Raw genomic sequence first — 22,477 nt, 5'->3', positions numbered from 1 at the left:
GCGGCAGCGCGGCGGGCCGTCGGCGCGGCATGATGGTGCGCATGGATCCCGAGGCGGCGCCGACGCTCGAGGTGCGCGGCGCCGACGTGCGCTTCGGCCCCGAGCAGGCGCTCGCGAACGTCGAGCTGCGGCTGTTCGCGGGCGAGGTGCACTCGCTGATGGGCGAGAACGGCGCGGGAAAGTCGACGCTCATCAAGGCAATCACCGGGGCGCTCCGCCTGGACGCCGGCGACATCCTGCTCGACGGGACGCCGGTGCACCTCGCGCGGCCCGCCGACGCGCTGGCGGCGGGTATCTCCACCGTCTACCAGGAGATCGACCTGCTGCCGAACCTCACGGTCGCCGAGAACCTCTCGCTCGGACGTGAGCCGCGTCGGTTCGGGATCATCGACCACGGCGAGATGCGGCGACGCGCGGCGACCGCGCTCGAGTCCCTCGGGGTCTCGATCGACCCGGGTTCGCTGCTATCGTCGCACTCGCTCGCGGTGCAGCAGCTCGTGGCCATCGCGCGGGCGGTGTCGGGCGCGAACCTCCGTGTGCTCATCCTCGACGAGCCGACCTCGAGCCTCGACGCCGATGAGGTCGCCGAGCTGTTCCGCGTCGTCCGCGAACTGACGGCCCGGGGCGTCGCCGTGCTGTTCGTGTCGCACTTCCTCGACCAGGTCTACGAGCTGTGCGACCGCGTCACGGTGCTGCGCGGAGGCCGGTTCGTCGGCGAGTACTCCACCACCGAGCTGCTGCGCGTCGAGCTCGTCGAGAAGATGCTCGGCGACTCCGCCGCCCGGCTCGCCGCGATCGACGAGGACACCCCGCCTCCGAGCGAAGGCCCCCTCGTGCTGTCGGCCCGCGGTGCGCGCTCGGGCCGGACACGGCATCCGTTCGACCTGGAGCTGGTCGAGGGCGAGGTGATCGGTTTCGCGGGCCTGCTCGGCTCCGGGCGCACCGAGCTCGCCCGTGCGCTCACGGGGGTCGACGGGCTCGACGAGGGCTCGGTGCTTCTGGACGGCGCCCCGCTCGGCGGGCGCGGGCCGCGGTCGGCGATCGGGCGGGGCGTCGTGTACTCGTCGGAGAACCGTCGCACCGAGGGCGTGCTGGGCGATCTCAGCGTGCTCGAGAACATCACGCTCGCCCTGCAGGCGCAGCGCGGCATCCTGCGTCCCGTGGGCGCCGCCCGCGCTCGCGAGCTCGCCCGGAGCTGGATCGAGGCTCTCAACATCCGGCCCGCCGACATCGACCGCCCGGTCCGGGAGCTCTCCGGCGGCAACCAGCAGAAGGTGCTGCTCGCCCGGCTGCTCGCGCTGTCGCCGCGCGTCGTCGTGCTCGACGAGCCGACGCGCGGCATCGACGTGGGCGCGAAGGCCGAGGTGCAGCGGCTGGTCGGCGAACTCGCCGACAACGGTGTCTCCGTCGTCTACATCTCAGCCGAGCTCGACGAGGTGCTGCGCGTCTCGCACACCGTCGCGGTCATCCGGGACGGCCGTATCGCCCACGTCCTGCCGGCCGCCGATCTGAACTCCGACCTGCTGATTGCGCTCGTGGCGCGCGCCGACGAGACCGCCGCCGAATCCGCCGCCGACAAGACCGAAGAGGCCGATGACTGACGCGCGCACGCCCCGGGCGGCGAACATCTTCGACGTCGCGAGACTGGCCGGTGTCTCGCACCAGACGGTCTCACGGGTGCTCAACGACATGCCGAACGTGCGGCCCGCGACGCGCGAACGCGTGGAGAAGGCGATCGCGCAGCTGCGCTACAGCCCCTCCCCCGCGGCTCGGGCGCTCGTGACCCGCCGCACCCGGACGATCGGCCTCATCACCCCCGGCACGGTCCAGTTCGGGCCGACGTCGGTCGCGACCCACTTCAACTTCGCCGCGCGGTCGGAGCGCTACAACGTCGACGCGATCAGCTCGCCCGAGAGCGATGTCGTCGCCGTGCGCGCGGCGATCGACGGGCTGCTGCGGCAGCGCGTCGACGCCATCGTCCTCATCGTCGTCGATCTCGACGTGCTCGCCGCCGTACAGGGGCTCGAACTCGACATCCCGCTCGTCGCCGTCGCCGCCACCAGCCGCCCGCACCCGCAGCTCGTGGCGATCGACCAGTACCGCGGCGCGCGCAGTGCCGTGCGCCATCTCGCCGAGAGCGGGCACCGGCGCATCCATCACATCGCGGGCCCCGCCCGCAACCCCGATGCCGCCGAGCGCGTGCGCGGCTGGCGCGACGAGCTCGTCGCGAGGCGGCTGGACATCCCGCCGCTCACGTACGGCGACTGGTCGGCGGCGAGCGGTTTCGGCATCGCCATCGAGAGCGACATCGCCCCGGGCGACGGTATCTTCGTGGGCAACGACCACATGGCGATCGGCGTGCTCTCCGCTCTGCGTGAGCGCGGCCTGCGGGTACCCGAGGACGTCGGCATCGTCGGCTTCGACAACGTCCCCGAGGCCGCCTTCCTCTACCCCGCCCTCACCACCGTGGAACAGGACTTCCCGGCGCTCGGCGCCCTGATCATGCAGAAGGTGCTGCTCGTGGTGGAGCAGCCCGACGTCGTGACCGAGGCCACTCCGCTGCCGACCCGCCTCATCGTCCGGCAGTCGTCGGTCTCGGACGGCTGAGCTCCGCGCTCCCAGCGTTCTCGTGACCGGGTGCGGCACGATCGTTCCCATGGTCTCTCGATCCCGGATGCGGCGGCGACGTCGGCGGATCGGGATCGCCGCGGTCCTCGTTCTGGTCCCCGTGCTGCTGGTCACGGTGATCGTGGCGATCGGCGTGACCGCGACGAACCTCGCGATGCGTCCGGGCGACGCGCGGCCGGGCGAACAGCCGCGCTCCCTCCCGCCGAACGCGGGGGCCATCGACCCCGGCAACCTCATCGACGACGCGCTGTTCTTCGATCGCGACGCGCTCTCCGCCGCCGAGATCCAGGACTTCCTCGACGACCGCATCGGCGAATGCGTGAACGGGGCGTGTCTGAATGTCGCGACCGCCGGCATCTCGTCGCGCGAGGCGCGCGTGTCCGAGCGCACGGGCGAGGTCATCTGCCGAGCGATCGAGGGCGGCGAGCTGTCCGTCGCGGAGATCATCCACCGTGCGCAGGAGGCCTGCGGGATCTCGGCCCGCGTCATCCTCGTGACCCTCCAGAAGGAGCAGTCCCTGGTCGAGGGACGCGCGGCCCGGGCACCGTCGGAGGGCCGGCTGCGTGCGGCGATGGGCGCCAGCTGCCCCGACACCGCCCCCTGTGATCCGCAGTACGACGGCGTCGGCGCGCAGATCGTCGCCGGGGCGACCGACCTGGCCTCGTACCGGGCGTCGGACTTCATGCGCCAGCCCGGCACGCATTTCATCGCCTTCCACCCCGACCCCGCGTGCGGCGGGACGGATGTCGCGATCGAGAACGACGCGACGGCGGCGCTGTACAACTACACGCCCTATCAGCCCGACCCGGCCGCGATGTCGGCGGGGTGGGGCCCGGGCGGCCCCTGCTCGTCGTACGGCAACCGCAACTTCAGTTACTACTTCGCGCTGTGGTTCGGTTCGGTGCGAGCCGGATGAGGATTCCCGCCGGATAAGTGCCCGCTGTGCGCCTGCTCTGCGCGCACAGGGGGAACCACTATCGTGCGTCAGGTGACGACATCCCCCCGCGACCTGCGTTCGCTCACCGCGGGCGCCGGCTCCTGGCTGCGCCACCGACCGGTGACGATCCTGATCGCCGTTCTCACGATCGGGCTGAGTGTCGCGGGGCTGATCTTCGAGCCGATCGACTGGGGCTTCATCCCCGCCCAGGACGCCGGTGGCGTCGGCGCGGCGACTCGTCACTGGTGGAGCTCCGTGACCTCGTTGTTCGTCGTCGAGACGGTGCCGGCGCTCATCGTGTTCGTCGTTCTCGTGCTCGTGGTGGTGGGCGCCGCCGAACGGGCGATGGGAAGCGTGCGTACCGTGATCGCGTACCTCGTCGGCGGCGTCGCGGCATCCTTCCTCGGTTTCGCGATCGACCTGTTCGAGCAGACCTACCTCGCCGGCATCCCGTTGAACGCCCCGGCCGTCGACGTGTTCTCCCCCACCGCCCCGCTGCTCGCGACGGCCATGGCGGCCAGCTCGTTCTTCGGCACGATCTGGCGGCGTCGAACTCGGCTGCTGGCGGTGCTCTCCGCCGTGACCCTCTATCTCTACTCGGGCGGCGCCAACGACCTGTTCTCGCTCCTCGCCGTGCCGGTGGGGTTCGCGCTCGGCTTCGCGCTCGGTGGACGCAGCAGCGGTTTCCGCCTCGTGCGCAGCTCGTACTACGAGAAGCGGGTGCTCCTCGCTGCCATCGTCGCGATCACGGCGATCGGCCCGGTCGTCGCCACCGCCTCAGGGTCGGGCGCGGGCCTGCTCTCGATCTACGGCTATCTCTCGATCGACCCGCTGAGCATCGTGGACGGCCAGGTGTGCGCATTCGGCTCGGCCGGCGCCCCCTGCCCCGATGACTTCTCCTCCATCTCCGATCTGCAGGGGTGGTCGAGCGTCGTGGCGCTGCTCCCGCTGATCGTCCTCCTGCTCGCGGCGCGGGGCATCCGCAACGGCCGGCGTATCGCGCTCGAGGTCGCCGTCGCGATCAACCTCGCGATGTTCGCCGGCATGCTCTACACGTTCTTCGTGATCGAGCCCGACACCGTCGCCGCCATCGGCGAGGCCGTCAACGCCGAGACCGCGGATTTCGTGTGGCAGACCCTCACCGGGGTGATCGTCGGCGCGATCGTGCCCTTGGGCGTGGCGATCGTGCTGATCCTCTTCCGGGGAGCCGCCCGGGTGACGACCACCGCCGCGGCCAAGCGCACGTTCGTCCTGACGATCGTGATCGGAACGGCGGCGACGCTCGTCGTCTCGTTCGTCGGAACGCTCCTGATCGCCGACGGCTTCCAGCCCGGGGTCGACGCACTGATGGTGTTGCGCGCGTTGCCCCTGCGTCTCGTGCCGCCGACCCTGATCCCCTCGGACATCATCGAGTTCGTGCCCGAGTCCGGTGCCGCGCAGGCGATGTGGTACCTCCCGTCGCTGGTGTTCTGGCTGATTCTGGTCGTCGCTGTCGCACGCGTGCTCGTCGACTCGCGCACCGTGCTCGACGCGCCCGACCGGCTGCGCGCCCGGGGCGTGCTCGAACGCGGTGGCGGCGACACGCTGTCGTTCATGTCGACGTGGCGCGGCAACTCCTACTGGTTCGCCCCCGGTGCCGACGCCGCGATCGCCTACCGCGTGCGCGGCACGATCGCGGTGACCCTCGGCGGTCCGTTCGGGCCCGACCACGACCGGCCCGACGTGGTGTCGGGCTTCGTGGAGTTCTGCGGCGCACACGGCTGGACGGCGGTCTTCTACAGCGTCGACGCGCGCGAGGGCAGCGTCTTCGACCACCTCGGCTGGCAGCGGATGCCGGTGGCCGAGGAGGCCGTGCTGCGCCTGCCCGACTGGAACACGGCGGGCAAGAAACGGCAGGACATCCGCACTGCGACCAACCGGGCCTCGCGCGAGGGGATCGCCGCCGTGTGGACGTCGTGGCGGGAGCTCACCTCGAGCCAGCACGCTCAGATCCGCGAGATCTCCGAGGGCTGGGTCGCCGACCGCTCGCTGCCCGAGATGGAGTTCACTCTCGGCGGCGTCGACGAGCTCGACGACCCGGCCGTGCGGGTGATGATGGCGGTGCACGAGAGCGGCCGGATCGAGGCCGTCACGAGCTGGCTGCCGATGTTCGAGCACGGAGCCGTGACGGGTTACACCCTCGATTTCATGCGCCGGCGTGGCGACGCGATGAACGGGATCATGGAATTCGTCATCGGCGCCGCCGCCGACCGGATGAAGAGCGACGGGCTCGGGCTGCTGAGCCTGTCGGGCTCGCCGCTGGCCTCGACGCAGCTCGGCGATGACGCCGAGCGCACCAACGTCGCGCGACTGCTCGACCTGCTGGGCGGGCTGCTCGAGCCGGCCTACGGGTTCCGGTCGCTGCTGAACTTCAAGCGCAAGTTCCAGCCCGAGTTCGTGCCGCTGTGGGCCGTGTACCCCGACCCCGCGATGCTGCCGGCGCTGGGCGTCGCTCTGACGCGGTGCTACCTGCCCACCCTCACCCTCGGGCAGGCGGTACGGATGGCGGGGTCGCTGCGCGAGCCCGCCGTCAGCGGCCGAGCCCCCAGTGATCGGCGATGATCTCGAGACCCTGCTGGAAGATGTAGGTCCACGAGGTCGCATCGTGGGCGCTCCCCTGCGCCTCGACGTAGGTGGCATCCATCCCCGCGGCCTGCGCGGCCTGGTAGATCCGCTGCACGCCCGGGAGGAACCCGGCGTCGTTGCTCCCGACGCCGAAGACGGCGGTCATGCCGCGGTACGGCGCGTGGGCCGCCATGATCGCGGCGGGCTTGGCCGCCTCGTAGGCTGCCCGGTCGCCGCCGAAGCCCTGCGCGATCGTCGTCGCCTCGTCACCCAGCGAGGGGAACTCCTCGCCCGAGGCGTCGAGGATCGCGCTGAAGAGCTCGGGGTGGGCCGAACCGAGCTGGATCGAGCAGGTGCCGCCCTGCGACAGGCCGCCGATGCCCCAGAAGTCGGGGGCGTCCAGAACCGGCAGGTTGGCTTTGATCCAGGTCGGCACGTCGACCGTCAGGTAGGTCGCCGAGTTGCCCAGCGGCGAATCGATGCACATCGGGTTGGCGTCGGGCGAGCCGAGCTGATCGGGCGAGACGACGATCGGGGCGAGGCCGTCGTGCGCCGACGCGTAGGCGTCGAGCGACTGCTGCAGGTGGGCGGCGATCAGCGGATCCTGGGGCTGACCGGGCTGTCCGGACAGCACGATCAGCACGGGCAGCAGCGGCGGGTTGTCGGTGAGGGCTGCGGGCGGGCGGTAGATGACGGCCGGGCGGGCGGTGAAGCCGGACGCCGTCGCGGGGATCGTGACCGTGCCGACCTCGCCGGTCGAGGGCATCCCGTCGGGGGCGGTCCAGTCGGCGATCGTCGGACGGTCGGCGTTGCTGTCGAGTGACGGCAGGTCAGCGGAACCGAATGCGGGCATCCCGAGGGCGAGGCGGACGGTCGGGTACTGTCCGAACGCGATGTTCACGCCCATGGCTGCGGTGAGCGCGAAGAGCACGATCGCCAACGGCGCGGCGACGGCCCGGCGCCAGGTGGGACGCCAGAGCGACACCAGGGCGACCCCGATGGCGGCGAACCCGAGCGCGATCCACATCCGCGAGTCGGCCGTGAGGACGACGCCGAACAGGTCGTACTGGTCCGCCAGCAGCCAGGTCAGGCCGATGCCCAGGAGTCCAGCGACGACCGCCGCCGTCGCCGCCGTCATCGTCCAGCGCCGGCGCAGCCAGCGGTTGCTCGGCCGCAGCACGACGAGGAGGACGAACGCGAGGGCAGCCGCGATGCACGTCCCGACGACGGCCGGCCCGGAGAGGATGTTCGTGTCGAGCAGCCAGTTCACATCGACCTCCCGAGGACGGCGCCGCGCCGCAGTGGCGCGACGGGCTCACCGCCCCGCCCCACAGCGTAAACCGGGCCGCGTGCTCGCCTGCGCACGCGGCCCGGTTTTCGCGGCGGTTTCATCAGCTGGGCGACGACCGCGGACCGGCGAACTCGGGCTGCGGACTCAGTCGGCGTGCTCGGGCGGCCACACGACCGAGAAACGTTCGAAGACGATGTCCTCGTCCTCCGACCACTCGGCGCCACGGGCCGCCGCGACGCGCGTCCAGTAGCGCCGGTGCTCGCGCTGCCAGCTCTCCAGCGAGAGGTCGTCCTCCCCCTCGTCGGCGGCGAAGGCGGCGTCCGCGCTCGCGAACGGCCCGAGGCGCAGCTCTGTGGTGCGGATGACGATGCGCGGGGCGCCCGTGCTGTCGCAGGCGATCCAGTGCGAGCCGATCCGCGGGATGAGGTCGCCCCGCGCGACGAAGTCGGCGACGAGCTCGGCGGTCGCGCGCTTGCCGCCCGCGAGGACGATGCCCAGCAGCTCGTCGGCCAGCCGAGCGTTGTCGCCGAAGTGCTCGACCGTGTACTCGGGAGCCGCGAGCACGGCCTCGGGATGCGCGGACCGGTACTGCTCCCACATCGCCGCGGCCGCGGCCTCGTCGAGGGGCAGGGCGCGGGAGGACCCGGTGGTCTCGGTCATCCCTCCATCCTGGCACCGGACGACATGCCCACCCGGTACGTGCGCACCTCGAAGGGGCGGAGTTCGACGGCCACGCGGCCGGCGTCGTGCACGATCTCGCCGAGGTCGTCCTCGATGAGCGATGCCTCGCGGATCGTCGCCGCACCGTCGACGCGCAGTTCGCCCGCGACACGTCGACCCGCCGGCTCGTACACGCGCACGACGAGGTCGCCCGAGCGATCGGCGGCGAGCTTGACCCCCGAGACCAGGATGCCGGGCGTCGCCGTCACGAGCGGCGCCACGGGCGCTCCGGTGCGCTCGCGCATCGCGGTGTTCAGCGCGAGGCCGGCGGCGGTCGCGGCCTCGATGTCGGCGCCGATCACGAGGCCGTAGCGGTGGCTCTGCTCGCCCTGATCGGTCTCGGGGTCGGGGAAGCGCGGCGCACGCAGCAGCGAGAGCCGAACCGTCGTGGTGACGTCTCGGTCGGGGTCGGCCTCGCGCGTGACGTCGTATCCGTAGGTCGAGTCGGTCACGAGGGCGGCCCCGAAGCCCGCTTCGGCGACGTGCACGAAACGGTGCATCGACGTCTCGAACTTCGCCGCCTCCCAACTGGTGTTGGTGTGGGTCACCCGCTTGGCGTAGCCGAACTGCGTCTCGGCCGCGGTGTGCTCGGCCTGGATCGCGAGCGGGAACGCGACCTTGAGGAACTTCTCGACCTCGTGCCAGTCGGTTCGCTGCGAGATCTCGATCGTGCGCGAGCCCGGGCGCAGCACGAGCTCCTGCGTGAGCGCCGAGGCCGAGAACGAGCGGGCGATGCGCACGTGGGCCGCGCCGTCGCGGATGTCGGCGGCGAGCGCGTCGATGCCGACGATGTCGGTGACGCGGTTGCGGTAGAAGCGGTCGACGTCCCAGGCATCCCACATGTTGGGGAAGTCCTGGTGCAGCTGCAGGAGGTTGGCCGGCTCACCGGTCGGGATCGTCTCGCGGCCGGTGGCGAGATCGATCGCCGAGGTGATGAGCCCGGCGTCCGAGATCGTCACCCGGACGAGATCGTTGGTCAGCACGAATCCGCCGTCGTGCTCGCGCACCTCGACGGCACCCGCCGGGGGCGCGGCGGACGCGGCGCCGAGACCCGGCACCCCGTCGCGTGTCAGCGGCGAGGCGTTGAAGACGATACACTCGTCGCCGCTGCCGGCCAGCAGCTCCTGGGCGCGGTCGATGAGGGCTTCGGCGGCCGCCGCGACGCGCTCGTACTGTTCGACGGCCTCGCGGTGCACCCAGGCGATCGAGGTGCCGGGGAGGATGTCGTGGAACTGCTGCAGCAGCACCTGCCGCCACAGCGCGTCGAGTTCGTCGTAGGGGTAGTCGGCGCCCGTGCGCCAGGCGGCGGTCGCCCACCAGACCTCGGCCTCGATGAGCAGGTGCTCGGTGCGCCGGTTGCCCTGCTTGGTCTTGTGCTGGCTCGTGAGGGTCGCGCGGTGCAGCTCGAGGTACAGCTCCCCCACCCACACCGGCGGCTTCGGCAACTCCGCCATCGCGCGCTCGAAGAACGCGTCGGGATGCTCCCACTGAACACGCGCGCTGCCTTCGAGGTCGGCCAGTCGCTCGGCCTTGCCGGTCATCTCCCGGGTCGTGCCGCCGCCGCCGTCGCCCCACCCGACGGGGGCGATGGATCCGGATGCCACGCGCGACTCGCGGAACTGCCGCGAGGCCTTGGCGACCTCCATGCCCGACAGCTGCGAGTTGTAGGTGTCCATCGGCGGGAAGTGGGTGAACATCCGCGACCCGTCGATGCCCTCCCAGGCGAAGGTGTGGTGCGGGAACCTGTTGACCTGGTTCCACGAGATCTTCTGCGTGAAGAACCACTCGAACCCCGCGCGGCGCATGAGCTGGGGCAGCGCCGGGGAGTACCCGAACGAGTCGGGCAGCCAGACCCCGCGCGAGCGGATTCCGAACTCCTCCTCGAAGAAGCGCTGCCCGTAGAGGAACTGGCGGGCGATCGCCTCGCCGGTGGGCATGACGGTGTCGGACTCGACCCACATGCCGCCCAGCGGCAGGAAGCGGCCCGTCGCGACGGCATCCTTCACCTTGGCCCACACCTCGGGACGATGCTCCTTGAGCCAGGCGTACTGCTGCGCACTCGACATCCCGTACTGGAAGTCGGCGCTCTCGCCCAGCAGCTCCGTCATCGTCGTGCTCGTGCGCGCGACCTTGCGGATGGTCTCGCGCACCGGCCACAGCCACGCGGAGTCGATGTGCGCGTGGCCGATCGCGGAGATACGGTGCGCGCTGGCCTCGGCGGGCGAGGCCAGCACCTCGGCGAGCGCGGCGCGCGCGTCGGCGGCGGTCTCGGGGATGCGCTGCAGGTCGAGGAGGTCGAGCGCGTCGTCGAGCGCCTGCAGGATGCGCATGCGGCGGGGCGCGGTCTCGGGCAGCTCGGCCTGCAGCTCGACGAGCACCTCGAGGTCGAGCGCGAGCTCGTGCACCTCGGGCTCGAACACGGCGAGGTCCATGTGCCGCACGGTGTAGAGGGCCCGCGGCGAGGACGTCCGGATGTCGCCCTCCTGCGTCGGGAGGAAGGGGTGGTAGTCCAACAGCACGGGGTTGGCCGCGGCCTCGATGTAGAACTCGACCTCCTCGTCGCCCGCCGCCTCCTCGGCGATGCGCACCCACTGGTTGCGCGGGTTGAGCGACTTCACGGGTTCGCCGCTCGGCAGGTACACGAGACCCTCGCACTGGAAGCCGGGCATGTTCGGATCGAAGCCGAGGTCGACGAGGGCCTCGACCCGGCGACCCGCCCACTCGGCCGGCACCCGGCCCCGCACGCGGAACCACGTCGTCGACCACGCCGGCCCCCAGGGCGATCCCGCCTCGAACGGCTCGAACTCCAGCGCCAGGCCGTCGGCCGCGGCGATGGGCTCGCCCGGCAACCGGTGCGCCGCGATCTCGAGTGGGGTGCGGTGCGAGTGGATGGCGGGGCGGATGCGCTCGGTGAGCACGCGAGCGGCGCGGCCGGTGGTGAGGGGGATGTCGTCGTGCATGGGCGGGTGGGTCCGTTCAGTCGGTCGGGCGGTCGGGCGGTCGGATCGTCTCAGGGCATGGTGGCGGCGGCGCCACCGCCGAGGACCGGCGCGGCGGTGGCGCCGGCGCCGGCATCCACCCGCTCCATCCTCTCGATCCCGCGGGCGGCCAGCAGCGCGTCGTCGGCCTGGCGCGAGGCGAGGACGACCTGCGGGCCGCGGCCGTCGCGCTCGGCGGCGCGCACCCAGGCTTCGAAGAACGCGCCGCCGGGGGCGCATTCCGCGCGGTGGGGGCGGGTGTCGTCGAGCACGAGAGCGACGGGCGACGGTGCGGGCCGGGGCGCTCCGCGCAACTCGCGGGCGAGCTCGGCGAAGCGGCGGCCCGTGGGTTTGACCACGCCGTCCTCGTCGATCAGCCCGAGGTCGTACTCGACCGGCGGGAAGTCGAGCATCGAGCGCGCGACGTCGTGCGAGCACCACCACGTGATGCCGGAGAGGACGGGGACGTCGGCGGCGCGGCGCACCGTCTGTTCGAGGAAGTCGGCGGCGTCGTCGCGATCGACGACCGTGACGGGGGCCCCGACCTCCTGCAGCCAGACGGGGCGGTCGGCCAGGGCGTGCCAGGCGGCGGCGAGCTGGACGAGGTACTCGCCATGCCGCACCGACCCGGCACCGAGGCCGCCGTGGCGCTGCGCCGCGCCGTTGAAGACCCACGAGTGGACGACGGTCTCATCTCCCTGCTCGGCCGCATGCCGCGGGAGGAAGGGCTGGCGTTCGTCGTACCAGGTCGCGTCGTAGGCGGCGTGCGTGATGAGGCCCGGCGCGCTCTCGCGGGCGACGCCCAGCAGCCGCACGAGCCACTCCTCGGCCTGCGCCTCGTCGATCGGGTGCGGGTGCGGGTGCGGCCGGGCCGCGAACTGGTTGACCTCGTTGCCGAGGGTGAGCCCCATGACGTTGGGGCGCCCGCGCAGAGCCTCGCCGAGGGCCCGGAGGTACGCCTCCTCCCCCGCGAGGGCGACGGGGTCGGTGAAGATGTTGCGCTCGTGCCACGTCGTGACCCACGCGGGCAGGAAGTCGAAGCTCGACAGGTGACCCTGCAACGCATCGACGTTGACGTCGAGATCGAACTCGGCCGCGGCATCCACCACCTCGCCGATGTCGGCGAGCGCCGCCGGGCGCAGCAGGCCCCGGTTCGGCTGGACGAGGTGCCACAGCGGGAAGAGCCGCACGTGGTCGGCCTCGAGCCCGGCGATCGCCTCGAAATCGCGGCGCACCTCGTCGAGGTCGAGGTCGAGCCACGCGTGGAACCAGCCGGAGCGGGGCGTGTAGTTGACGCCGAATCTCAGTGCGGGGTGGATCTGGGAGGTCATGGGGCCTTCCGGGGTCGGGGACGAGGGCGAGAGGATGCGGGACGGGGCTCAGCCCTTGACCCCGCCCTCCTCGACGCCCTTGAAGAAGTGGCGCTGCAGCGCCGCGAAGACGATCGCGATCGGGATGAACGCGATCATCGAGCCCGCGGCGATCATGCGCTGGTCGTTGGAGAACGTGCCCGACAGGTACTGCAGGCCGATCGTCAGGGTGAACTGGTCGGGACTGGTGAGCACGATGAGCGGCCAGAGGAAGTCGTCCCAGGCGCCGATGAAGCTGAAGATCGCGATGACGGCGACCGTTCCCTTCACCGACGGGAGCGACACGCTCCAGAACCGCTGCAGGGCGTTCGCACCGTCGATGATCGCCGCCTGATCGATCTCTTCGGGCAGCACCCGGAACGCGTTGTACATCAGCAGCACGTTGAGGGTCGCGACCATCCCCGGAAGCGCGACGCCGAGAAGCGTGTCGGCGAGGCCGAGGTTCCGGATCGTGACGAAGTTCGCGATGATCGTCGCCTCGCCCGGCAGGATCAGGGTGGCCAGGAACAGCCCGATGACGATCTTGCGCCCCCGGAACCGCAGGCGCGACAGCGCGAAGCCGGCCAGGGTCGAGAAGACGACGTTGCCGCCGACGGCGAAGACCGCGACGAACAGCGAGTTGCCGATGAACTGCCACACCGGGATCGCGTCCATGACGCGCGCGTAGTTGTCGAGCGTGGGCTGGCTCGGCCACAGCTGCGGGATGCGGGTGTAGATGTCTTCGCTCGTGCTCTTGAGCGACGTCGACAGCTGCCACAGGAACGGCCCGATGCTGATGAACAGCACGAACACCAGCAGGGCGTAGCGCGCGACGATCTCACGGGGACGCATCGACCCGAATCCGCCGCCGCGGCGCCGCCGCGGTTTTCCGACCGGCACGGGCCCCAGCTCGGCCTGCTCACGGGTGACGGTGCTCATTCGCTTCTCCTGCTGTTGATCTTGGCCAGGACGAGCATCGGCACGAGGGTCACGAAGAACATGAGGATGCTGAGCGCACTCGCGTAGCCGAGATCGCCCGAGAACCCGCGGGAGTACTGCTGGATCAGCATGACCATCGTCATCGCCTCTCCGCCGGCTCCGCCCGTTCCCCCGGTCATGATGAACACCTCGCTGAAGACGCGGAGCGCGGCGATGCACACCAGCACGGCGATGAGGAACATCGCTCCGCGGACGGCGGGGAGGGTCACGGAGAAGAAGCGGCGCACGGCGCCGGCACCGTCCATCGCCGCGGCCTCGTGCAGGTCGCGGCTGACGTTGCCCAGGGCGGCGAGGTAGATGATCATGTAGAACCCGAGCCCCTTCCACACCGTCAGGCTCACGGCACTGAGGATGATGAGCCAGCGGTCGGTGAGGAAGGGCAGCGGCTGCTGGATGATCGACATCGCCTGGGCGAGTCCGTTCACCAGCCCGCGGTCGTCGAGCATGAAGGTCCAGATGAGGGCGACCACGACGGCGGAGGCGATGACGGGCGTGTAGAACGCGGTGCGGAAGAACGCGATGCCGGGCAGCTTCTTCTCGACCAGGAGCGCGATGAGCAGCGGCAGGATCGTCAGCAGCGGCAGGCACACGAGCATGAACACGACGCTGTTGAGCAGCGCGCCCATGACCTGGTCGTCGCGGAGGATGAGCTCGAAGTTGCGGAATCCGACGTACTGCTCGTTGCCGCCGAGCGGCTTGGCGTTCGTGAACGCCATGCGGATCGTGTTGAGCGAGGGCCAGATCGAGAAGACCGCGAGCCACAGCAGGGCCGGGGCGAGGAAGAGCCAGGGCGTCCAGGCGCGCGTCGCCCTCGCGGGTCCATGCCCGGCCCCCGCGGCCGGGGTGACCCCGGCCGCGGGGAGGTTGGTGACGGTCATGGCCGGGCTTACTGGCGTGCCAGCAGGTCGTTGAGCTTCTCGACCGACTTGTCGAGCGCCTCCTGGCCCGAGATGTCGCCGCGGATGGCCAGGGCGATCTGCTGGTTCAGGTAGTCGTTCATCGCGCCGTTGACCGAGTAGGGCGTGAGCACCTCGGCGGTCTTCAGCGACTCGAAGCCGGTGATGCGGGCCTTGGCGGAGGGCGTGCCGTCGTCCTCGGTGAAGTAGGGGTCGGCGTCGGATCCCTGCGTCGAGGGGAACACGTTCGCGATGTGCGCGAAGGCGTTCTGGTTCTCGGCGTTCGTGACGAACTCCGCGAAGGCCAGCGCCGCGGCGAGGTTCTCGCTGCCGGCCGCCACGCTCACGCCCTGCACGTAGAGGGGCGAGATGTTCAGGGCGGGGCTGATGGCGACGTTGCCCTTCAGGCTCGGGTTGTTCTCCTCGAACGCGTCGATGGCGGTCGCGCCCCCGGTCGTCCACGCGACCTTGCCCTGCGTGAACAGCTGCGCGTTGCCGAGGTAGTCGGCGTTGAGCACGGTCGGCGGCATCTCGCCGTTCGCGTACGCCTTCGCGTAGCGGTCGACCAGCGCCGCAGCCTCGGGGGTGTTGAAGACGAACTCGGTGCCGTCGTCGTTGAGGATGTCGATGCCCTCGAGGGTGAAGTCGCCGATGCCGGGCACGCGGCTGATGAGGTAGTTGTCGGGGCAGGCGTCCGCCATCGTGGCCGCCTGGGCGAAGAGCTCGTCGGTCGTCTGGGGCGGGTTCGCGGAGTCGAGGCCGCACGCGTCGAGCTGGGTGGAGTTCCAGTAGTTGACGTCGGTGCCGAGGTACCAGGGGTAGCCGTACACGCCCTCGACGCCGTCGAAGCGGTAGGCGTCGACCGACCCCTCGAAGTAGGTCGACTCGAGGTCGGTGGCTGTGCTGACGTCGTAGAGCAGGTTCTGCTTCGCCAGGGGCAGCGCGAAGTCGGGCGGCAGGTTGATGACGTCGGGAAGCGTGTTCGTCGACGCCTGCGAGAGCACCTTCTCGGAGTATCCGTCGCCGGGCTGGTCGAGCAGTTCGACGGTGACGTCGGGGTACTTCTCCTCGAAGGCGTCGATGACGCCGTCGAGGTACTCGGCGTAGGTGGGGGTCAGCGACCAGGTCTGGAACCGGATCGAGCCCGCGACCTCGCCGTCGGGGTCCGAGCCGGCTCCGGTCCCGCTCGAGCAGCCGGCCAGCAGCGCGGTGGCGGCGAGCAGTCCGAGCCCGGCGACAGCCGGTGTGCGCAGGTTCCTCATGGTGTGCAACTCCTTCGTATGCAAACGGTGCGACGGGGTATAGCCTGAGCAACTAAACCGAGTAAGTCAAGGATGGACTTATCCGGTTCAGTTCTCGAGGAGGAGCGGATGTCGACACCGCGGAAACGGGCGACCATCGCCGACATCGCCCACCGGGTCGGCGTGTCGAAGGCGGCGGTGTCGTTCGCGCTCAACGACAGACCCGGGGTCAGCGCCGAGCTGCGTGACCGCGTGCTCGCCGTCGCCGCCGAGCTGCGCTACCGCCCCAACTCCGCCGCCCTGGCGCTGGGACGCTCGCGCGTCGACGTCATCGGCCTCGTGATCAACCGCCCCGCCCGGACCCTCGGCACCGAGGCGTTCTTCCCCGAGCTGATGGCCGGCATCCAGGCCGGGCTCTCCGAGACCCACACCGGGCTGCAGACCCTCGTCGTCTCCTCTCTCGAGGAGGAACTCGCGGCATACAGCACCTGGCAGGCGACGCAACGGGTCGACGGGGTGATCGTCGTCGACCCGCGCCGGGACGACGCACGCATCGCGCTCCTGGCCGAGCTCGACCTGCCGGCGGTGCAGATCGGCAGCCATCCGAGCACGGACGCCGCGATCCCGAGTGTCTGGATCGACGACCACGCCGTGGCGACGGCGCTGTTCGAGACCCTCTTCGACCTCGGGCACCGCCGCGTCGCGCATGTGACGGGCCCCCTCGACTTCGAGCACACCGAGCTGCGCCGGTCCGCCCTGAGCGAGTGCGCCCGGCGCTACGACGCCCCGCCGCCGATGTCGATCGAGACGGACTACTCCGCGGAGCAGTCGGCCGAGGCCACGCGGGCGCTCCTCGGCGGCGACGAGCGGCCGACCGCGCTGGTCTACGACAACGACGTCATGGCCCTCGCGGGGCTGCGCGTCGCACAGGAGCTCGGCGTCCCGGTCCCCGCCGCCGTATCGGTCGCGAGCTTCGACGACTCGATCGCGATGCGGCTCGTGCGCCCCTCCATCACCGCGCTCACGCGCGACACCTACGCCCTCGGCGAGCTCGCCGCCCGGACGCTGATGGAGGTCATCGGATCGGACGCCCCGGTAGCGTCCGTGGCTGCGGCCCCGCCGGCGCTGTCGGCGCGCGAGAGCACGGCGCCCGCGAACGCCTCCACCTGAGCGAGGTCGATCCGGGATGTCGCTTCGAAGCGCACGGCCGCGAGGGGCGCCCCGGCATCGCCCCGCACGGCGAAGGGGCGCGTCTGCGATGCGGTCTCGAAAGCCTCGTCGACGCGCTCGTCGAGCTCGCGCCACTTCCCCGAGACGGTGCGCCCGCGCAGCCGCCAGGATGCCGTCGCCGGTGGGCCTGCCGGGGTGACGGTGTAGAGGCCTACGCCCGCGGACGTTCGCAGGGGAAGCTCGACGGCGTCGCCGGGTTCGAGGCGCAGGACGGTGTCGCCGGTGTCATCGGTGACCGAGCGCGGCCTGACCTCGAGCAGGTCGTCGAGCGGCTCGGCCGCGAACTCGGTGCTGAACGATGTGGGCCGCGTCTGCCGGGCCCACCCCGTCGGCTCGTCGGAGAGCACCACCTCGATGCGCTCGGCGCCGCGGACGACCGCCGCGGGCACGGCGACGCTCTCCCACGCCCGCCCGTCGATCCGCACCTCGCGGATGTAGGGCAGCCCGGCGCCGGTCGTGATGATCTCGAGCGGACGCCCGCGTCCTTCGGGATGCAGCACGACGCGGGGCAGCAGGGGCGGCGTGAGCACGAACTCGCCCGAACCGGGCACGAGCGGGTAGAGGCCGAGGACCGCGAAGAGGTACCACGCCGACATCTCGCCGTTGTCCTCGTCGCCCGGGTACCCCTGGCCGATGTCCGATCCGACGAACAGCCGGTCGCGGGCCTCGACGACGATGCGGTGGGCGTCGTCGTGCCGCCCGGCGAAGCAGTACATGAACGGGATGTGGTGTGCGGGCTGATTGGACAGCCCGAGCATGCCCATGCGGACATCCCGCGCCTCGCTCATCTCGTGGATGACGAAGCCGTAGGATCCGACGAGGCCCGGGTCCGCCGTCTCGCGCGTCGCGAAGAAGACGTCGAGCGCGGCGCCGAGCGCGGCCTCGCCCCCGTGCAGCGCGGCGAGCCCGGCACCGTCGTGCGGCGCGGTGAACATCGTGCCCCACGCGTTGGTCTCGGTGTAGTCGTGCCCCCACTCGGCGGGGTCGAAATCCTCGGCGCGCACCCGCCAGTCCCCGTCGGGGCGTCGCCCGAGGAAGAAGCCGAGATCGGTGTCGCCGTGCCGGCGGAGGCCGGGACGGAACACCGAGCGGTAGGCCAGCGCGCGGCGCCCGAGGTACTCGGCTTCGGCTGCGAGGCGATCGCGCTCGGCGGCATCCTTCGACTGACGCAGGAGCGCGTGGGCGAGCCGCGCGGCGGCGGCGTCGTTGATCGCGTTGTCGAGCGTCCACGACATGCCCTCGTGGGTGGCGGTGTCGGTGAAGCCGCGGAAGATCGCGGGACGCAGCCCCTTGCGTCCGACACGCGGGTCGGTCGAGGGCACCGTGGCGTGGTGCAGCGCCGAGCGATAGGCCTCCCGCGTGTCGATCGCGACGTCGAGGGCATCGAGGCCCGCGAAGACCGTGTCGCTGGTCGTGCCCGTCATCGAGTCGACCGGGCCCGGCGCGCTCCACCGGGCGACCCACCCGGCATCTCGGAAATGCTGCACGAAACCGTCGGCGAGGGCCGCGGCGGTGCGCGGGGCGAGCAGACCGATCAGCGGCCAGGCGGTGCGATAGGTGTCCCAGAATCCGTTGTTCGACGAATACACGCCCGGCCGCACGACGCCGTCGATCGGGCTGCGGTAGCGGGGGCCCTCGGGCGACGGCTCGTCGTGAGCGTTCGGGTAGCTGAAGACGCGGGCGAGCGACCCGGCGATCGAGCGCAGGGTGTCGCCCGGGATGCCGTCGAGCCCGTCGATCTCGACCCGATCGAGCGCCCCGCGCCAGGCGGCCTCGGCCGCCGCCCGCATGTCGTCGATGCCGCCGGCGGCTCGGGCGTTCTCGGCCGCCTGCGCGGCGTCGATCGTCGACATCCCGATGACGATGTCGGCATCGGCTCGCTCGAAGACGATGGCACCGCGGAGCGTGCCGCGCGCGAGCGCGAGGTCGTGGCGACGGACGCCCGGCAGCACGGCGTGCACGTGATGGTCGGGGCGGTCGCCGCCGTCGCGGAGGTGGACGTCGAGGTGCAGCGCCCCGTCGCGCTCCGCCCACGCGGCCGAGACGGCCTCGCCGAGGTGGTCGACGACCACTGAGAGCTCGTCCGTGTGCGAGCGGAACCGCATCCCCACCGCGTGGCGGGCCGCCGTCAGCAGCGCCGACACGCCGTCGAGCTCGACCCGGTACTCATGCGGCGCGGCGAGCTCGTCGGCACGGTCGAATCGGCGCGCCCGCCTCCGGCGGTCGCGGTGGGGTCGCGCGCTCGGGCTCGGCATGATCTCGAACACCCCGCGGTCGCCGATCCAGGGGCTCGGGATGTGGCTCGTCGCGAAGGCCTCGATCGCCGGCCGGTCGACCTGGTACCGGTAGGGCCAGTTCCCCGCCGCGGCGTCGGTCATCGGCAGGGCGAACACCCCGCCGTGGGGCAGGGTCACGATGGGGGCGGTGTTCCCCCGCGAGAAGCGATCCGACCCCCGGGTGCCGCGGCGGGTGTCGGCCCATCCCAGCAGATGGTCCGGACGGGGCGGCGCGGGCTCGACGGTGGGCGGCGCGACGAAGACCGTGCGCCGGTGCACGCTCGGGCCGAACACGACGCGGACGGCCGCGATCCGGCGCCCGGCGACCGCTCCGAGGTCGATCGTCCGACGGTTCCACTGATCGACCCACATCCGTTTCGCGCGCGCCTGGGCCCCGGGGGCGAGCGCATCGCCGTACTGGTCCCGCGCGCCGGCGCCCGAGAGCGTGCCCCCGTCGTCGAACATGAGGTCCACGGTCACGGCGGTCGCCGCATAGCGGTCGTCCGCTGCGCCGCCACGGGCGTCCACTGCGACCGGGAGCATCTCGACGACGAGCTGCTCCCCCGCCGCGACGCGGCGCCCGCGGAGCTCGGGGAGCTCGCTCACGTCCGGCAGGTCGGTCTGAGCCGCCCCGACCCCGACGTCGATGCGGAAGCAGCGACGCGGGTCGGTCTCGGCGGTGTCGGCGGGCGTGAAAGCGGGGACGGCGCGGCGGACCCGGGGGCTCTTCGGAGAGACGGGAAGCATCAGCCGACGTAGACCGCTTCCTGTCCCGAGAGCTCGCGAGTGAACGACGACACGTAGGCGCTGCGGTCGCCCGCGGTCAGGTTGTACGTCACATAGACGCCGTAGCCCTCTTGCACGGTGCGACGGGCGAGGTTCGCCGCTGTGGCGGCCGATGTCTGCGTCAGATCGATCGCGGCGGGACCGAGCCGGTCCTTGCCGACGCCGGGGTACGCGGGAACGTTGTACTGGCCGTAGTAGGGGTTCCAGATGTAGTCGAGCTTGTCGAGCACGGATGCCGGAGCCGACTTCAGGCTCGCGGCCGCCTCCCCGATGTCATAGAGCGAGATGATGCTGCCCGCGGGGAGCTTCGCATCGAGCGCGTCGACGAGCCAGCGCGCGGAATCGGCGTTCGCCGCCGGCACGCCGTTCGAGCCGTACGACACCCACTCGTCGTCGATGTCGACGCCGTCGAGACCGTACTGCTCGACCACCGCGGCGACCTGGTCGGCGAAGGCGGCGGCCGCGGGCTGCGACGGGAAGTTGGCGAAGCCGGCGGCCTGGTGGTTGCCGAGCAGCGACAGGGTGACCTTGATGCCCTTGTCCTGCAGCGGCCGGATCTGCGTGTCGGCGTTCTCGAGGGTCGCGGTCACCTGATCGTTCAGGTGCAGTGTGGCCGCGTTGCCGTCGGAGTTGATGTTGGCCGCGAAGATGATCGCGACATCGAAGGCGTTCGACCCGTCGGCGAGCTCGTAGTCGCCGACCGTGCGCAGCTCGTTGCTGTTGACCTCGACGTACGCCACGGTCAGCGGGTCGGTCGATGCCGCCGTGGCCGCGGTCGCGGGCGCGAGCCCGGCTGCGGCCAGAGCGGCCGCCGCCAGGGCGGCGAGCGCGGCGGAACGGCGGGCGGGACGGGGGATCCTCGACATGATGCTCCTCATTGAGTTCGCTGTCGCCGGCGAGGTGCCGACGCGTGCCAGCGAACCGGACTTAACCGGATTAGTCAACGATGGAGCCGGCGCTCGTCACCGCCGCAGCACGGCCTTCGCGCCGGCGATGGCTCCCACGACCGCCGCGGATGCGGCGGCGGATGCCGCTGCGTACAGCGGGCCGCGGTGGCGGATGGCCCAGGTCTGCACGCTCCCGCCGCGCGCGCGATCGTCGAACGCACCGTGGGCGCCGTGGTCGCCCGGCACCGGCTCGTACAGGTTCGGGGCCGTCCCGGATGCCGCCGAGCCCGGCGCGAACTGGCCTTCCCACGCGTTCTTCGCCAGGTACCAGTCGAGGAAGCGGCCCGCGACGCGGGTGCCGAGGATGAGCCCGACGGTCGACTCCCCCACCCACGTGCGCCGGCGGGGCCGGTCGGCGACGTCGGCGACGGCTCGCGCTCCGACCTCGGGCTGGAAGATGGGCGGGACGGGCTGCGGATGCTGCGAGAAGTTCGACTTCACCCACCCGAACTGGGTCGTGTTGAGGGCGGGCATGTCGACGATCGAGACGGCGACGCGGCTCTTCTCGTGGGTGAGCTCGGAGACGACGGAATCCGTGAACCCGTGGATCGCGTGCTTCGCCCCGCAGTAGGCGGCCTGCAGCGGGATGCCGCGGTGGGCGAGCGCCGATCCGATCTGGATGATGTGGCCGCGGTCGCGGTCGCGCATCCGCCGGAGCGCCGCGCGCGTGCCGTTGACGGTGCCTAGGTAGGTCACGGCCGTCGCGCGGTCGAAGTCGTCGGCCGACGTGTCGAGGAACGTGGCGATCGCGCCCGACATGACGTTGTTGACCCACAGGTCGATCGGACCGAGGGCGCTCTCGACGTCGGCGGCGGCGCGGTCGACGGCATCCGCGTCGGCCACGTCGACCGGCACCGCGTGCGCCCGCCGCCCGGCCGCTTCGATGTCGGCGACGGCGCCGTCCAGCCCGTCACGCCCGCGCGCCAGGACGGCGACGTCCCAGCCGCGGCGTGCGAGCTCGCGGACGATGGCTCGCCCGAGGCCCGCGCTTCCTCCGGTGACGACGGCGACTCCGCGCCCGCTCGTTGCGGCCATGACGATCTCCTTCCACCGAGGCATCCACGGTGGAAGCTCGCGATCGCGACCATTGTCGGCACGCGAGCACGGGGGAACGCAGCCGTTGCCAGGCAGGGCGCGATGGTCTAGGGGAAGCGTCTCGAGGAACCGTCGTGGCGCGCTCAGCGCATGCCCGTCATGCGGTCCCACTCGATCGACTTGAACTGCAGGAAGGTGCAGAGGTTGCCCGCGAAGGCGACCTCGGCGGCGAGCCCCGCCATCTGGTACGGCGTGAGGGTGAGGTCGTCGGAGCGCGCCGTGAGCGTCGCTTCCCACTCGGGATCGTCGATGGCTCGCGGCTGCATGTAGATGTCGGCGGGCGCGTTCGTGAGATGGACGATGACGAGTCCGGTGTCGAGACCGTCCGAGCCGTCCTGGATGGCGACCTTGACCGTGACGCCGGGCGTCTTCCCCTGTTCGAGGAACTCGGCGACCCACTCTTCCAGGAGGGTCTTGGTCCGCACGGGGACCCGAGGGATGTCGTCGCTCATCACGTGGAATTTTGTCATATCCCGAATGAAAAAACCCGCCGTTTCCGG

At 71.4% G+C, this 22,477-nt stretch carries 15 protein-coding genes and 1 pseudogene; 5 read left to right on the top strand and 11 right to left on the bottom strand.

Annotated elements, in window-relative coordinates:
- Positions 1 to 32: 32 nt before the first annotated feature.
- The 4 genes from MTS1_RS12295 to MTS1_RS12280 all read left to right on the top strand — a co-directional run bounded on the left by MTS1_RS12295 (position 33) and on the right by MTS1_RS12280 (position 6,166).
- On the top strand, positions 33 to 1,601 hold the full coding sequence (locus tag MTS1_RS12295) for a sugar ABC transporter ATP-binding protein (RefSeq protein WP_036305759.1): 1,569 nt from the start codon (positions 33 to 35) through the stop codon (positions 1,599 to 1,601).
- Positions 1,594 to 2,607, top strand: a complete 1,014-nt coding sequence (locus MTS1_RS12290; RefSeq protein WP_023954298.1) for a LacI family DNA-binding transcriptional regulator — start codon at positions 1,594 to 1,596, stop codon at positions 2,605 to 2,607. The genes MTS1_RS12295 and MTS1_RS12290 overlap by 8 nt, the downstream gene beginning before the upstream one ends.
- 49 nt (positions 2,608 to 2,656) lie before the next feature.
- A complete protein-coding gene (locus MTS1_RS12285; RefSeq protein ID WP_141097184.1) occupies positions 2,657 to 3,544 on the top strand; it encodes a hemagglutinin in 888 nt (295 codons plus the stop codon).
- Positions 3,545 to 3,616: 72 nt separating this feature from the next.
- Entirely contained in the window at positions 3,617 to 6,166 is a 2,550-nt protein-coding gene (locus MTS1_RS12280; protein WP_144083393.1) for a bifunctional lysylphosphatidylglycerol flippase/synthetase MprF, read from the top strand.
- Here the strand turns inward: MTS1_RS12280 and MTS1_RS12275 are convergent.
- From MTS1_RS12275 to MTS1_RS12245, 7 genes are all read right to left on the bottom strand, one after another.
- A complete protein-coding gene (locus MTS1_RS12275; RefSeq protein ID WP_023954292.1) occupies positions 6,135 to 7,439 on the bottom strand; it encodes an esterase family protein in 1,305 nt (434 codons plus the stop codon). The two genes, MTS1_RS12280 and MTS1_RS12275, sit on opposite strands and share 32 nt — an antisense overlap.
- Positions 7,440 to 7,604: 165 nt before the next feature.
- Complete coding sequence (locus tag MTS1_RS12270; RefSeq protein WP_023954290.1) at positions 7,605 to 8,120, bottom strand: ASCH domain-containing protein; 516 nt, start codon at positions 8,118 to 8,120, stop codon at positions 7,605 to 7,607.
- Positions 8,117 to 11,140 (bottom strand): glycoside hydrolase family 38 C-terminal domain-containing protein, encoded by a 3,024-nt coding sequence (locus MTS1_RS12265; protein WP_023954288.1) that lies wholly within the window; start codon positions 11,138 to 11,140, stop codon positions 8,117 to 8,119. Before MTS1_RS12265 ends, MTS1_RS12270 begins: the two co-directional genes overlap by 4 nt.
- 50 nt (positions 11,141 to 11,190) lie before the next feature.
- Positions 11,191 to 12,489, bottom strand: a complete 1,299-nt coding sequence (locus MTS1_RS12260; RefSeq protein WP_023954286.1) for a hypothetical protein — start codon at positions 12,487 to 12,489, stop codon at positions 11,191 to 11,193.
- Between the two features lie 48 nt (positions 12,490 to 12,537).
- The gene (locus MTS1_RS12255; RefSeq protein ID WP_023954284.1) at positions 12,538 to 13,446 is read right to left on the bottom strand and encodes a carbohydrate ABC transporter permease; all 909 of its coding nucleotides are present in this window, start codon (positions 13,444 to 13,446) and stop codon (positions 12,538 to 12,540) included.
- On the bottom strand, positions 13,443 to 14,384 hold the full coding sequence (locus tag MTS1_RS12250) for a carbohydrate ABC transporter permease (RefSeq protein ID WP_023954282.1): 942 nt from the start codon (positions 14,382 to 14,384) through the stop codon (positions 13,443 to 13,445). The genes MTS1_RS12255 and MTS1_RS12250 overlap by 4 nt, the downstream gene beginning before the upstream one ends.
- Positions 14,385 to 14,392: 8 nt before the next feature.
- Complete coding sequence (locus MTS1_RS12245) at positions 14,393 to 15,664, bottom strand: ABC transporter substrate-binding protein (RefSeq protein ID WP_023954280.1); 1,272 nt, start codon at positions 15,662 to 15,664, stop codon at positions 14,393 to 14,395.
- 108 nt (positions 15,665 to 15,772) lie between these two features.
- Here MTS1_RS12245 and MTS1_RS16850 point away from each other — a divergent pair, with 108 nt between their 5' ends.
- The gene (locus MTS1_RS16850; protein ID WP_081731794.1) at positions 15,773 to 16,813 is read left to right on the top strand and encodes a LacI family DNA-binding transcriptional regulator; all 1,041 of its coding nucleotides are present in this window, start codon (positions 15,773 to 15,775) and stop codon (positions 16,811 to 16,813) included.
- A 410-nt stretch (positions 16,814 to 17,223) separates the two neighbouring features.
- Here MTS1_RS16850 and MTS1_RS12235 read toward each other — a convergent pair.
- The 4 genes and pseudogenes from MTS1_RS12235 to MTS1_RS12220 all read right to left on the bottom strand — a co-directional run.
- Positions 17,224 to 19,521, bottom strand: a pseudogene (locus MTS1_RS12235) (glycoside hydrolase domain-containing protein); the annotation flags it as partial.
- Between the two features lie 374 nt (positions 19,522 to 19,895).
- On the bottom strand, positions 19,896 to 20,801 hold the full coding sequence (locus MTS1_RS12230) for an endo-beta-N-acetylglucosaminidase H (protein WP_023954274.1): 906 nt from the start codon (positions 20,799 to 20,801) through the stop codon (positions 19,896 to 19,898).
- A gap of 96 nt (positions 20,802 to 20,897) precedes the next feature.
- Positions 20,898 to 21,917: an SDR family oxidoreductase gene (locus MTS1_RS12225; protein ID WP_023954272.1), complete on the bottom strand. Its 1,020-nt coding sequence runs from the start codon at positions 21,915 to 21,917 to the stop codon at positions 20,898 to 20,900.
- Positions 21,918 to 22,060: 143 nt separating this feature from the next.
- Entirely contained in the window at positions 22,061 to 22,429 is a 369-nt protein-coding gene (locus MTS1_RS12220) for a hypothetical protein (RefSeq protein WP_036304791.1), read from the bottom strand.
- Positions 22,430 to 22,477 lie beyond the last annotated feature (48 nt).

It is taken from the genome of Microbacterium sp. TS-1 (assembly GCF_000509385.1).
In the GTDB taxonomy this organism is placed as follows: Bacteria; Actinomycetota; Actinomycetes; order Actinomycetales; family Microbacteriaceae; genus Microbacterium; species Microbacterium arborescens.
The sequence above is the reverse complement of the archived record's forward strand: the minus strand, read 5'-3'. Positions and strand labels throughout refer to the sequence as shown.